Genomic DNA, 12,883 nt, shown 5'->3' with positions numbered 1-12,883 from the left:
TTGCGAAGCGGACATGTTTTCTTGAACAAACAATGAGTAAAAATAGAATGGAGTGGAAGGAATGCCAAAGAAGCGTTCAAAAAGTAAACGGCAAGAAGCTCTTTGGGGCTACTTCTTCGTAGCGCCATTTTTGCTTGGGTTCGTGGTGTTTATGTTGGGGCCCATGCTGTTTTCCTTCGTAGGAAGCTTTACCGATTACAATCTGACTTCGAAAATGAATTTTATCGGCTTTAAGAACTTTACCCGCATGTTCACGCAAGATACCCTGTTTTGGAAATCTCTCTATAACACGGCGTATTTTGTACTTTTCAATGTTCCCTTAACCACGTTGTTCAGTGTCTTTCTAGCCACTTTATTGAATCAAAAAATCCGCGGAATCAGTTTTTTCCGAACGACCTTTTACTTGCCAGCGATTCTTTCAGGGGTTGCCGTCTACGTCTTATGGATGCAATTATTATCTCCTTCCGCAGGATTGATCAATACCTTCTTGAGCTGGTTCAATATCAAAGGTCCGGCATGGCTGTTTGATCCCGAATGGACGAAACCAGCGTTGATTTTGATGAAGATTTGGAGTTCAGGGGGCGCGATGCTCTTGTATCTAGCTACCTTGCAAAATATTTCGCCGACACTGTATGAATCGGCTGAGATCGATGGGGCGGGAGTCTGGGCGAAATTCAAAAATATTACGATCCCGTTGATCACGCCGATCATCTTCTATGATGTGATTACTTCTACGATCGGTTCTTTTCAAATTTTCCAAGAAGCATACGTGATGACCAAAAATGGTACCGGTGGTCCGGCGAATTCGCTGCTCTTCTATAATTTGCATATGTGGAACAAAGCCTTCGTCGCCTTTGATATGGGCTATGCGATGGCCATGTCGATGATCTTGTTCTTGATCGTCTTAGTCTTGACCTTTATCAATCTCAAGCTGGCACCGCGCTGGGTTCACTATACCGGAGGTGGCAGCTAATGGAAATGACGACAAAAACACGAAGCAAATCAAGCCAACAGCGAGTCAAAAAAATCATCAGCTATGTGGTGATGTCGATCATCGGGATCGTGCTGCTGATTCCGTTGCTGTGGATGGTCTTTACATCATTGAAACCGATGGAGGAGATCGTGCGTTACCCGCCGACCTTTTTCCCAGAAGAAATCAATCTTGGCAATTATTTGGAGACTATCAACGCCTTTCCATTTTGGCAGTATGCAAAAAATACGTTATTCATTACCGTCTTAGTGGTCTTCGGCAATGTCTTATCAAATTCCTTCATTGCTTATGGGTTTGCAAAATTGGCCTTTCCAGGAAAAAATCTGATCTTTGCCCTCGTCTTGTCTACGATGATGATTCCTGGCTTTGTGACGATGATCCCGCAATATGTCTTGTTTTCCAAAATCGGCTGGGTCGGCACCTATCTGCCGCTGATCGTTCCAGCGTTTTTCGGGAACGCCTTTAACATTTTCTTGATGCGGCAGTTTTACTTGTCCGTTAACAATGAATTGATCGAAGCCGCTAAGATCGATGGCGCCAATCATCTTTATATTTGGAGCCATCTAATGATCCCATTGACGAAACCCGCGCTGATCACGATTGCCATCAACTCCTTCAATGGGGCGTGGAATGATTTCTTAGGACCATTACTGTATATTCAAAACCAAGAAAAGTACACGCTGCAGATTGGCCTGCAAGTCTTCCAAAACCAATCAACGACCCAGTGGAACTACTTGATGGCAGGAGCAACGCTTGTGCTATTGCCGACGATCTTGCTGTTCTTCCTCGCTCAACGCTACTTTATTGAGGGAATGGATCTGACGGGAGGTTCCAAAGGATGAGAACAAAAGTTACCCCTCAACGCTTAAACCAAGCGCTGTTGACTGGCATCAACTGGCTTCCGCATTTACTGGTTTTACAAGGCATGTGGCTGTTGTATTCCTTGCCTTTGATCACCAGTACCACCGCTAGTCGAGCATTGATCGAGACGTTGACGGAACTGCGTAACGAGGGCTTGGTGGCAAGCAGCAAAGCTCATTTTCAGCAAGCATTTCATCAGCAGTGGGCAACAAGAAAAGGGCAAGACCGTTTGCTCAGTCTATTCTTCCTGCTGCTTTTGGCGGACAGCTTTATCTTTAGCCGTTTGCAGCACCCGCTGTTTCAGATCGCTAGTTACGCGTTAGCGTTCACCTTTGGCTTGTTTTGCTTGGTCTTGCTTTATCAAACGAGGCTGCTTCACACCTATCCGCAGCAGCCCAGCTCATTGTTTTATAGTTTTTACCAGTTTGCTCGTTCACCCAAACGAGTACTGGCGCATCTTTTAGCAACAGTGACGCTTGTCTTGACCTTTTTGCTGTTTGGTCCAGTCTACTTATTGGTCTTAGGGATCAGCACCTTGTATTTAGTCAATGTCTTGCTCTGTGACCAAGCGCTCAAATAGAAAACAAACGGGTATCCCGAAACTTCCTTAGTGAAAAGCTAAGGAGTTTCGGTTTTTTTGTGAAAAGAAGGTTGACAGGGTCAAAAATTATGCCTATGCTGAATGTAAATTTAGTAAACAGTAAACAGATGAGGTGCAGCTATGGCAAGTATGAGAGATATCGCGAAATTAGCCGGGGTGTCGGTAGCAAGTGTTTCTAGAATCCTTAACAATGATGAAACCTTCAGTATCAATGAACATACGCGTCAGCGAGTCATTGAGATCGCCAACCAAATGAATTATTCAAAAGAAAAAAATCAACCCCATTCCCGTGAAGTCGGCGACCAAAACACGATTGCCATCATTACCCGCCACGATCGAGAGTCGGAAAGAAACGATCCGTATTTTATGATGATCCGCAACGGGATCGAAAAAGAAGCGGCGAAGTGGCGCTTAAAAACGATTCGGGCCTTTTCCATGCGGGAGCCTCAAAAAGATTTGGCACAATTGGCGAAGTATGGCGCAGTCATTATTATTGGAGAGATGACCAGCGATGCTTTGGCAGAGATCAGTCAGCAAAATGCCAATATTATCCTGGTGGATAATTATAGTGAAGCCCCCAGCTACGATTGCATCCAAACCGATTTTGCCCAAAAGACCCACCAGATCCTCACGATGTTAAAAGAGAAGGGCCATGAGAATATTGCCTTTGTGGGTGGTGTTGCCAGCCGAGTGACGATTTCTGGCGAAGTCGTTTACGATGAACAAGAGATTCGAGCAGAAAATTATCGCCAATGGATGCTGCTTAATAAATTGGAAAAGTTCACAACCGTGCTGCAGGGGAAATGGTCACCAGAGACTGGTTTGCATTTTGGTCAGCAGATCGCGCAAATGAATCCTCGCCCCACAGCGATCGTCGTTGCCAGCGATCCTATGGCTGTCGGGGTTTACAAGGCACTCGCTGAAGCGGGGCTATCGATTCCTAAAGATGTGTCGGTCGTTAGTTTTGATGATATCGAAATGGCGCAATTTATGACGCCCGCATTGTCCTCCGTTAAGATGAAAGCCGAAGAGATGGGGCAGATGAGTGTCGAATTAGCGAAAAATAAAATCCTTGGGGTGCGGACGATGCCGGTTCGCGTCGTTTGTGGCAGTGAATTGATTATTAGAGAATCGATTGCCGAAAAAGATCAGTGACGTCTGATCTTTTTTTATTTTAGGGGTTGTGTAAACATTAACTAAACAACTATACTGATTGTAGTAAACGTTTACAGTTAAAAATAAAGGAGAAAACGAAATGAAGTTTATTGATAAATTAGCCGAAAAGATGGTGCCTTTTGCTCAGATCATTGCCAACAACAAATACTTGTTAAGTCTGCGTGATGGGTTTATGGTCGCTTTTCCTGCGACAATGTTTGCGTCAATTATGATTATTATTCAAAATCTGCCTGCTACTTTCGGACTCTCGGAAAAACTTCCAGAGGGATTCATCACGTTTCTAAATGACTTTTTTGGTCCTATCGGGAATGCGACCATGAGTATCACCGCTATTTTCGTTGTTTTTGGGATCGGCTATCAGTTGGCTGGCAAATATGGACAAGCCAAATTATTTGCGGGTGCCATCTCACTGTCTTCGTTTTTGATGCTGCTGCCTTTTGGCTCATCCGAAGAGTTAGGTACAGTGATCCCCTTGTCGAAATTAGGGGCTGAGGGAATGTTTGTCGGGATCATTACGGCCATTATCGCTACGCAGATCTATTGCAAAATCAGTGCGGCTGGGCTGACGATCAAAATGCCGGATTCGGTTCCGCCAATGATCGCAGAATCCTTTGTCGCCATCATTCCTGGGGCGGCACCGTTGTTCCTTTTCAATTTGATCCGCTACTTGTTCACCTTTACTTCATGGGGCAATGCCGTTGATTTCGTTTATGAGATTTTGCAAAAACCATTGATGGGCTTAGGCGGTACGTTGCCAGCAGTACTGATCGCCGTCTTGTTTACCCAATTCTTCTGGTGGTTTGGGATTCACGGAACACTAGTGGTCAATGCGGTGATCGATCCAATCATGAATGCGTTAGCGATCGAAAACTATGAAGCCTACAAAGCAGGGGCGGAGCAACTGCCCCATATCATTAACACTACGTTTATGGGCGTGTTCGTCAATCAAGGAATGCAGCTGGGGATCTCGATTACGATGGCCTTCTTTATCGCTCGTTCGATTCGGATGAAAAAATTAATGAAGACCGTGATCGCGCCATCTGTTTTCAACGTATCTGAACCGATGACCTTTGGTTTGCCGATCGTCTTGAACCCGATCGCTTTTGTCCCATGGATCTTAGCGCCATTAGCCAGTACGACGATCTCTTACTTTGCGATTGCCGCAGGCTTGGTGCCACGACCAATTGGAGCAACGGTGGTTTGGACGACCCCGGTCTTCTTATCTGGTTGGTTAGGCACGGGTTCTGTTGCCGGTGCAATCTTACAGTTAGTGACGGTTGCCGTAATGACCTTGATCTGGGTGCCATTCTTGATCGTAATGGATCGCGGGTACTTGAAAGAAGAAAAAGCGGAAGCGTCATTAAATGAACAAGCGACATCTGAGACGATCAATCAAAGGGTAGAAGAAAGATAAGCCCAGAAACGGAAAGGAATGCAATACGCGCACCCTTTAGGAAGGAATTTGTGATGAGAACCGATACATTGTCTTGCAGTTATCAAATGAATACCACACCTACGGACTTTTCCCGTGTGTTATTGGCGGAACAAGAGAAATTCTTTCGAGCCAAACAAGCCCAAGAACCGTTCGGGGAAGGCTGCCGTATTGAAACGATGATCCAAACCAAAACCGCTCCGCGGTTGGTACCTGCCGTTATGACGGTCAAAAAAATTGCCGCGGATGAGCTGTGGCTTCGTACGACCCATGAAGAAGGAGTGATCGATCAACGGTACAGTTTTGCTCCAGGACGAAAAGGGAAGCTGCAAGTCACGTATTCGGAACAAAGCCGTTTTGAGCAGCAGAAAACAACCTACAGCTTTATGTTGGCGGCACTGTTTTACAAATTCTTTTTCAATCGTGGCGTCAAAAAACGCTTGCGTTATCTTGAAGCAGCTTGTCAACGAGCAGGGACAAATGAAAAAAATGGGGAAAATTGAGGATAGCAATGATAGAAATTAGAAACGAACAACTCTTTCACTTATACAATGAAAAAATCAGTTATATCATCAATGTGTTACCAAATCAGCAACTGGGTCATGTCTATTTTGGGCCATCTCTAGGCACACTGGCGCCGTTTGATCAAGCGTACCTTGAGAAAAAAGAGAATAAATCGGCAGGAACCGTCAAATTTTTTGAAGCAGACAATCTTTTTACCTTGGCGGACCGTTTTCAAGAATTGCCAACGTATGGGACTTCTGATTTTCGAGAAGGGGCAGTGTCGGTTTTTGAGGAAGAAACCCCACTTTATGTGGATTTTAAACTTGTGGCTTTTCACTGTTTTGAGGGCAAAGAACGAAAGCTGGCGCAACCAGCCAGCTTCGCGGCTGCCGATGAAAGCCAGAGCATCGTCTTTGAATTGGTAGATCAAGAGCGGCAGCTGGAACTGGCGATCACCTATACGATCTTCACAGGATCAGGAACCATCACGCGGCAGCAAACATTGACCAATACGGGGAGCAAGCCTAGAACCATTCAGCGCTTTTTGAGTGGTGTCTTGGAGCTGAAAAATCGCAATTTTGAACTGCTGCATCTGTCAGGCGCCTGGCTGAAAGAACGGCATATCAAGACGGTCCCTTTGACCCAAGGGACGATCAGTGTCGGCTCGTTAAAAGGAGCGTCTGGTCATCAGCACAATCCTTTTGTCGCCTTAAAAGAACAGCAAGCCACCAATGACACTGGTCACGTCTATGGTGCCAACCTGATTTATTCTGGCAACTTTTTGGCGCAAGCGGAAATGGATGAATGGGACAACGTTCGATTGATGTTGGGGATACATCCTGAGCATTTCAGCTGGCAGCTTTCACAAGGAGAAACCTTTGAAGCACCAGAATGTCTCTTCACCTTCACCGCTGCTGGTCTGAATGGCTTGAGTCAAGAATCCGCCCAATTTATCGAAAAGCATGTGATTGCCCCTTATTGGCAAAAGCGGCAGCGGCCGATTGTCTTTAATAACTGGGAAGCGACATATTTTGATTTTAATGAAGAGAAGCTGTTGACCTTAGCCCAAGAAAGCAAGGCGTTAGGGATGGAGTGCTTTGTGCTGGATGATGGTTGGTTTGGGAAACGCAACGACGACCGCAGTTCATTAGGCGATTGGGTGGCGGACCCTGCCAAATTTCCAAAAGGAATCGGCTCTTTTGCTGAGAAAATTCATGCCATGCAGCTGCAACTGGGGATTTGGTTTGAACCGGAAATGGTTTCGCCAGATAGTCAGTTGTACCAAGAGCATCCTGAGTGGGTAATCAAGCATCCTTATGAGCGGATCTCTGTGGGGCGCGGACAATACGTGTTGGATTTTGCCAATCCAGCAGTGGTTGAGGCGGTTTTCGAAGCGATGCAAAAAGTGATCCTTGAAACCAAGCTGGATTACATCAAATGGGATATGAACCGTAATATCACGGAAGCTTACTCTCCTTACTTAGCGGAACAGGGAATTTCTCAGACTGAGTTTTATCATCGTTATATTTTAGGCCTTTATCGCTTATATGAAAAAATCTTAGCGGCGTTTCCGACCCTTTTGATTGAAGGCTGTGCTGGCGGCGGGGGCAGATACGATTTGGGGATCTTGTTTTACAGTCCGCAGATTTGGCCTAGTGATGATAGTGATGCAGTGGAACGTTTAGCGATCCAAAGCGGAACGTTGCTAGGGTATCCGTTGTCCTCCTTCAGCAATCACGTGTCGGCGGCACCAAACCACCAAGTCGGTCGGGCAACTTCTTTAGACTTTCGGCAAACCGTCGCAATGTTTGGGCCTTTGGGGTATGAACTCGATCTCTTTCATTTGTCTGACGCTGAAAAGCAGGCAATCAAATCCCAAATCGTCTTTTATAAAAAACAGCGGCAATTGCTGACCTTTGGCACTTTTTACCAGCTGCAGCAGTTGGACCATGGCAATGAAAAAACTTGGGCGGTGTATGATCCGCAAAACGAAGAAGCATTGATTGCTTTCTTTCGCGTGTTGGCACAAGCCAATCCGACGGCGGAAGACTTTTTGCCCGTAGCCTTTCTCGATGGCCAACAGGTGTATCAGGTCAATGGCGAACCCGTCTCTGGTCAGTTGTTAAGGCAATTAGGGTTGCGTAAACCCTATCAGTTTAATGCCGTCAACCATGGAACGGCGCAAGTCACTGGCGATTTTCAATCATTTGTCTACCAGTTACAAGCCAAAAAAGGAGTAGAATGATGAGCAATCAATTGTTTGATCAGCAGTTTATGCATGGCGGGGATTACAACCCCGATCAATGGCTGGCTTATCCAGAAATCTTGCAAAAGGATCTTGCCTATATGCAGCAAGCCCATGTCAACACCGTCACATTAGGGGTGTTTGCTTGGAGTGCCTTAGAGCCGCAAGAAGGCGTTTATCAGTTTGACTGGTTGGATCGTGTGTTTGATCAGATCCATGGCATCGGCGGCAAAGTCATTTTGGCCACTCCTAGCGGTGGACGTCCGCAATGGTTGAGCCAAAAGTATCCCGAAGTCAATCGGACCAACGCCCAAGGGCAAAAACATACCCATGGGTTTCGCCACAATCACTGTTACTCTTCACCGATCTATCGGGAAAAGGTAACGCAAATCAATCAGCAGTTGGCAAAACGTTACGGCAAGCATCCAGCATTAGCCATGTGGCATATCTCCAATGAGTACTCTGGCGAATGCTTTTGCTCCTATTGTCAGGAAAACTGGCGCCGCTGGCTGCAAAAAAAATATGGTGATTTAGCCACGTTGAATCATGCCTGGTGGACTTCTTTTTGGGGCGGTACGTACTCTGATTGGTCGCAGGTTTTACCGCCTTCGCCTTTAGGAGAACACAAAGTGCATGGCATGGATCTTGATTGGAAACGATTTGTCACAGATAGGACGATCGATTTTTATTTGCATGAATGTGCGCCGATCCGTCAACTGACCCCGGACATTCCTGTGACGACGAATTTTATGGCGGAAGGACATGCTACCCAAGATTTTATTCCTTTAGAAGGCATTGACTACAGCAAGTTTGCTCGTCATGTGGACATCGTTAGCTGGGATAGTTACCCTGATTGGAACAACAACTTTGAATCCTTGGCAGCGACAGCGATGAAATCCGCCTATGTGCATGACCAGTACTGGTCATTGAAGAAACAGCCCTTTTTAATGATGGAATGCACGCCGAGTTTTGTTAACTGGCATTCCTTCAATAAAGCGAAAAAGCCTGGTGTCCATCAGTTGAGTGCCATGCAACAGATCGCCCATGGCTCAGATAGTACCTTGTATTTTCAATGGCGCCAATCCCGTGGCAGTTCAGAAAAATTCCATGGGGCAGTCGTGGGACATGATGATTCCACGGAGAATCGGGTCTTCAAAGAAGTTGCGGCTTACGGCAAGCGCTTGGAAAAAATCAAAGAAATTCAAGGAACCACCAGAAAAAAAGCAGTGGCGATTCTTTTTGATTGGGAAAGCAACTGGGCATTGAAGCGAGGTGGCGGGTTTGGGCGACCAACACGACGGTATCCCCAAACGTTGCAGGAGCATTATCGTTATTTCTGGGAACAAGACATCGCGGTCGATATTTTGACCCCAGAGCAAGATTTTTCTGACTATCAGTTGGTGATCGCTCCGATGCTTTACTTGATGACAGCAGAGACGATGGCAAAACTTTGCCAGTACACGGAAGCTGGTGGTACCTTGATTTCCAGTTACTTTAGCGGCATGGTCAATGAAACCGACCTATTGTATCTGGGGGGCTTGCCACAGCCGTTGCGAGGGTTATTAGGCATCAACGTGCTGGAGCTGGAAACTCTTTTTGACACTGAACATAATCAAGTGGTTTTTCAAGGACAGCCCTTTGAAACACGGGACTACTCTGCAATCATCGAAGCCGAAACAGCGGAGGTACTAGGGGAGTATCAAGCAGATTTTTACCAAGGAACCCCTGCGATCACCAAAAATGCCTTTGGTGCCGGCACCGCTTATTATCTGGCGGCTCGCACCAACTATGACTTTTTCGAACAGTTTTATGCCTCTTTGGCCCGTGAGTTGTCTTTGGCAGAGGAAAGGATCGCGCATGCCAACCCTGAAGTCTCGATCCAAGGCAGGATCAGTCCGGAACGAACGTACTTTTTCATCATGAATTTTTCTGGGAAAGAGCAGACATTGGACTTGATCAAAGAAGTCGTTGATTTAGAGACCAATCAAGCAGTCCCTCCAACAGTAACCTTGGCGCCGTATGAAGTGCGAGTGGTTTATTTTAACAATTAGCTGACCATTGGAAAAACCGTCCCTTTCGACAAACACAGAAAGGGACGGTTTTTTGATGAATGGTTTATCAGAAATCATTCTGGATCGGATGCTTGGTACTTTTTCATCCATTGAGGCAATGCGGCACTGATTTGTGTCGGCAACACGACATAGTGCTCTTTTGCCAATACTTCGCCAATCAGGCTATGGAGATAGACAGCCGCTTGGATCGTTTCCTCTGTTTTTTCAAACTGTGCCAAAAAGCTGGTGATCATGCCTGCCAGCGTATCCCCCATGCCGCCAGTCGCCATTGCGGGTGTTCCGAGGGGATTTTGGGCGATGCTGCTGCCGTAAATTTGCGTGCGATGGCTTTTTAAGACCACCAGACTTCCGAGTTTTTGTTGGGCTTGTTGGTTGTTTTCTTCTGTCTGATCGGCAATTGCCAGTCCGCTGAGCCGTTGCCATTCCATTTGATGCGGCGTGAAGACGACTTGTTCAGGAAAGGGGATGATCAGCGGATATTTGGCAGCCAAATTGATCGCCGAACCATCGATCACCAACCATTGGTGTTCTTTTTGGGCAGAAACGATCCGCTGCAGCAGATCAAAATTGCTTTTTCCTTCGCCTAATCCAGGACCAATCAGTAGGACGTCCGCCGATTCGGTGACCGTATCGATCAGTTCTGTTTGCTGCCAATCGACAAACATCGCTTCAGGCAAGCGGGCGTGCAGGGCGGTTCGGTTGACGCCATCGGAGATCACGGTGGTCAAACCAGTTCCCCCATACACACAGGCTTGCGCAGCCATTAAGATCGCCCCACCGAATTGGCGGTTGCCCCCTACTAAAACGGCTCGGCCAAAAGTGCCTTTGTGGCTTTTTGTCGGGCGCTGTTGGATCACTTTGGATAAAATTGCAGAATCAAGTTGCTCCATGCAATGACTCCTTTCGTTAATCAAAAATCGAGTTATATTTATTATACCTGTTTCCTAGAAATTTCATAGAAAAGACCCATGGAAAAAGGCGCAATTTTTTTTCCTTTTTTGGTTTAAGAGTGTTATCATAAATAGCGAGAACAGAAATGGAGGGAACACTATGACAATCGATTGGAAAAAAGAGGTCGAAGCCCGCAAAGACGATTTGCTGAACGACTTGATTGATCTATTGAAAGTGAAAAGTGAAAGAGAAGATGATAAAGCGACTGCGGATGCACCATTTGGTCCTGGACCTCGTGATGCGTTGCTACACATGCTAGCTTATGGCGAACGTGATGGCTTCACAGTCAAAAACGTCGATAACTACGCTGGTCACATCGAATTTGGTGAAGGAGACGAAACATTAGGGATCTTCGGCCACATGGATGTTGTTCCTGCAGGTGACGGCTGGTCAACCGATCCTTATGATCCAGTCATCAATGACAACAAAATCTATGCTCGTGGTTCTTCTGATGATAAAGGTCCTTCAATGGCTGCCTATTATGGGATGAAGATCATCAAAGAATTGGGCTTGCCATTATCGAAAAAAATCCGTTTTGTCGTTGGTTCTGATGAAGAAAGCGGCTGGGCAGATATGGATTACTACTTTGAGCATGAAGAAAAGCCTGATTTTGGCTTCTCGCCAGATGCCAATTTCCCAATCATCAATGGAGAAAAAGGAAATGTGACATTAGGGATCCATTTCCAAGGCAACAATGAAGGAGACTTCACGCTGCAAAGCTTTACTGCTGGCTTGCGAGAAAATATGGTACCAGGAACGGCAACGGCAAGCTTCATTGCTCCATCAATAGAAGAAGCATTAGCGATCGAAAAAGCCTTTTTCGATTACGTTGAAGCCAATCCAGTGACGGGGACGATTGAAACAGAAAATGAACAAGTGACGATTGAATTAGTCGGTAAAGGTGCCCATGGTGCCAGCCCACAATCAGGAATCAATGCAGGAACCTTCTTAGCTTTCTTCTTAGATAACTATGCCTTTGGCGGCGGCGCAAAACAATTCATCCATGCAGCAGCAGCCTATGTCCATGAAGATTTCTACGGTGAAAAATTAGGTGTGGCGTACGAAGACGAAAAAATGGGTAAATTGACTATGAATGCTGGCTTGTTTGCTTTCAAAGCGAACCAAGCAGGAACGCAAGCAGACAACTTTATCGCATTGAACTTCCGTTATCCTAAAGGGGTAACTGCGGAAGGTCTTGAAATCGGTGTGGAACGCACCGTCGGTATGGAAGGGGCAACCGTTACTCGCAATGACCGCAACATGGAACCTCACTACGTGCCAGCAGATGATCCATTGGTAGAAACTTTATTGGCGGTTTATGAAGAACATACCGGCGAAAAAGGCTTTGAACAAATCATCGGCGGCGGCACATACGGCCGTCTATTGAAACGCGGCGTTGCCTATGGCGCAATGTTCCCAGGCTATGTTGACACCATGCACCAAGCCAATGAATTCATGAGCTTGGATGACCTATTCAACGCAGCGGTGATCTATGCAGATGCTATCTACCGTTTGGCGAAATAAAGAGACATTGATACCGTCTATTCTTTTTTTAGCTGAGTCGATTTATTAATACTTAGATGAATAGAGGTAATAAAGGAATAGCAGTACGACTGATTGTTTCAATCATTGTCGTACTGCTATTTTATTACTTTGGGAAATAAATATTTTATTTTCGTTGGGTTATTTTATTATTGACATCAAATCGTCCGAATGATTTACTTTTTGTAAGGAGTTGAAAAGTGATGCCTGATTTGGTGAAATTTATTTTGGTTATTCTGGCGATTTGGGTGGTTTATCAAGTATTTACGACGATTTTATTTACCCTTTCCCAAAAAGCAGTTGCCAAACGAATCAAAAGCGGGAAGATGTCTGATCAGCAGTTGGCGAATTTGTACCACGCTGTAGCACGAGCAAATCAAGGAAGCAATTTCCAAGCGATTTTCTCTTATGGGCTCTTTTACCGCAGCCATGCAAAGCAAAGTGATGCGGTTTATGAACTGTATCGCGCAGAAATGGCGAAAAGAAATCTGCTGTAACCAACTGTGAA

11 protein-coding genes are annotated in these 12,883 nt (G+C 45.8%); 10 read left to right on the top strand and 1 reads right to left on the bottom strand.

Annotation, left to right across the window (positions count from 1 at the left end):
* The first annotated feature begins 61 nt into the window (after positions 1–61).
* The 8 genes from IGI84_RS10910 to IGI84_RS10875 all read left to right on the top strand — a co-directional run bounded on the left by IGI84_RS10910 (position 62) and on the right by IGI84_RS10875 (position 9,861).
* Positions 62–973: a carbohydrate ABC transporter permease gene (locus IGI84_RS10910; protein ID WP_005234717.1), complete on the top strand. Its 912-nt coding sequence runs from the start codon at positions 62–64 to the stop codon at positions 971–973.
* On the top strand, positions 973–1,833 hold the full coding sequence (locus tag IGI84_RS10905; RefSeq protein ID WP_005225484.1) for a carbohydrate ABC transporter permease: 861 nt from the start codon (positions 973–975) through the stop codon (positions 1,831–1,833). Before IGI84_RS10910 ends, IGI84_RS10905 begins: the two co-directional genes overlap by 1 nt.
* Positions 1,830–2,432, top strand: a complete 603-nt coding sequence (locus IGI84_RS10900; protein ID WP_086292009.1) for a hypothetical protein — start codon at positions 1,830–1,832, stop codon at positions 2,430–2,432. The genes IGI84_RS10905 and IGI84_RS10900 overlap by 4 nt, the downstream gene beginning before the upstream one ends.
* A gap of 141 nt (positions 2,433–2,573) precedes the next feature.
* A complete protein-coding gene (locus IGI84_RS10895; protein WP_081118221.1) occupies positions 2,574–3,608 on the top strand; it encodes a LacI family DNA-binding transcriptional regulator in 1,035 nt (344 codons plus the stop codon).
* 100 nt (positions 3,609–3,708) lie between these two features.
* Entirely contained in the window at positions 3,709–5,043 is a 1,335-nt protein-coding gene (locus tag IGI84_RS10890; protein ID WP_077452777.1) for a PTS sugar transporter subunit IIC, read from the top strand.
* A 53-nt stretch (positions 5,044–5,096) separates the two neighbouring features.
* Positions 5,097–5,564, top strand: a complete 468-nt coding sequence (locus IGI84_RS10885; protein WP_077452776.1) for a hypothetical protein — start codon at positions 5,097–5,099, stop codon at positions 5,562–5,564.
* 8 nt (positions 5,565–5,572) lie between these two features.
* A complete protein-coding gene (locus tag IGI84_RS10880) occupies positions 5,573–7,810 on the top strand; it encodes an alpha-galactosidase (RefSeq protein ID WP_430600370.1) in 2,238 nt (745 codons plus the stop codon).
* Positions 7,807–9,861: a beta-galactosidase gene (locus IGI84_RS10875; protein ID WP_430600369.1), complete on the top strand. Its 2,055-nt coding sequence runs from the start codon at positions 7,807–7,809 to the stop codon at positions 9,859–9,861. Before IGI84_RS10880 ends, IGI84_RS10875 begins: the two co-directional genes overlap by 4 nt.
* Positions 9,862–9,935: 74 nt before the next feature.
* Here IGI84_RS10875 and IGI84_RS10870 read toward each other — a convergent pair whose 3' ends face one another.
* Positions 9,936–10,772, bottom strand: a complete 837-nt coding sequence (locus tag IGI84_RS10870; RefSeq protein ID WP_140965825.1) for an NAD(P)H-hydrate dehydratase — start codon at positions 10,770–10,772, stop codon at positions 9,936–9,938.
* Between the two features lie 160 nt (positions 10,773–10,932).
* Between IGI84_RS10870 and pepV the strand changes: the two genes are divergently transcribed.
* The gene (pepV, locus tag IGI84_RS10865; RefSeq protein WP_430600367.1) at positions 10,933–12,357 is read left to right on the top strand and encodes a dipeptidase PepV; all 1,425 of its coding nucleotides are present in this window, start codon (positions 10,933–10,935) and stop codon (positions 12,355–12,357) included.
* Between the two features lie 221 nt (positions 12,358–12,578).
* Positions 12,579–12,872, top strand: a complete 294-nt coding sequence (locus IGI84_RS10860; protein ID WP_005234725.1) for a hypothetical protein — start codon at positions 12,579–12,581, stop codon at positions 12,870–12,872.
* Positions 12,873–12,883: the final 11 nt, after the last annotated feature.

This window comes from Enterococcus sp. DIV0008, from assembly GCF_050542615.1.
In the GTDB taxonomy this organism is placed as follows: domain Bacteria; phylum Bacillota; class Bacilli; order Lactobacillales; family Enterococcaceae; genus Enterococcus_D; species Enterococcus_D innesii.
Note: the sequence above shows the minus strand (reverse complement) of the source record. Positions and strands in the feature narration are given on the sequence as shown.

Excerpts from the sequence above, each read along its gene's own strand:
- IGI84_RS10910 (WP_005234717.1), top strand. The coding sequence starts at position 62 with ATGCCAAAGAAGCGTTCAAAAAGTAAACGGCAAGAAGCTCTTTGGGGC.
- IGI84_RS10905 (WP_005225484.1), top strand. The coding sequence starts at position 973 with ATGGAAATGACGACAAAAACACGAAGCAAATCAAGCCAACAGCGAGTC.
- IGI84_RS10900 (WP_086292009.1), top strand. The coding sequence starts at position 1,830 with ATGAGAACAAAAGTTACCCCTCAACGCTTAAACCAAGCGCTGTTGACT.
- IGI84_RS10895 (WP_081118221.1), top strand. The coding sequence starts at position 2,574 with ATGGCAAGTATGAGAGATATCGCGAAATTAGCCGGGGTGTCGGTAGCA.
- IGI84_RS10890 (WP_077452777.1), top strand. The coding sequence starts at position 3,709 with ATGAAGTTTATTGATAAATTAGCCGAAAAGATGGTGCCTTTTGCTCAG.
- IGI84_RS10885 (WP_077452776.1), top strand. The coding sequence starts at position 5,097 with ATGAGAACCGATACATTGTCTTGCAGTTATCAAATGAATACCACACCT.
- IGI84_RS10880 (WP_430600370.1), top strand. The coding sequence starts at position 5,573 with ATGATAGAAATTAGAAACGAACAACTCTTTCACTTATACAATGAAAAA.
- IGI84_RS10875 (WP_430600369.1), top strand. The coding sequence starts at position 7,807 with ATGATGAGCAATCAATTGTTTGATCAGCAGTTTATGCATGGCGGGGAT.
- IGI84_RS10870 (WP_140965825.1), bottom strand. The coding sequence starts at position 10,772 with ATGGAGCAACTTGATTCTGCAATTTTATCCAAAGTGATCCAACAGCGC.
- pepV (WP_430600367.1), top strand. The coding sequence starts at position 10,933 with ATGACAATCGATTGGAAAAAAGAGGTCGAAGCCCGCAAAGACGATTTG.
- IGI84_RS10860 (WP_005234725.1), top strand. The coding sequence starts at position 12,579 with ATGCCTGATTTGGTGAAATTTATTTTGGTTATTCTGGCGATTTGGGTG.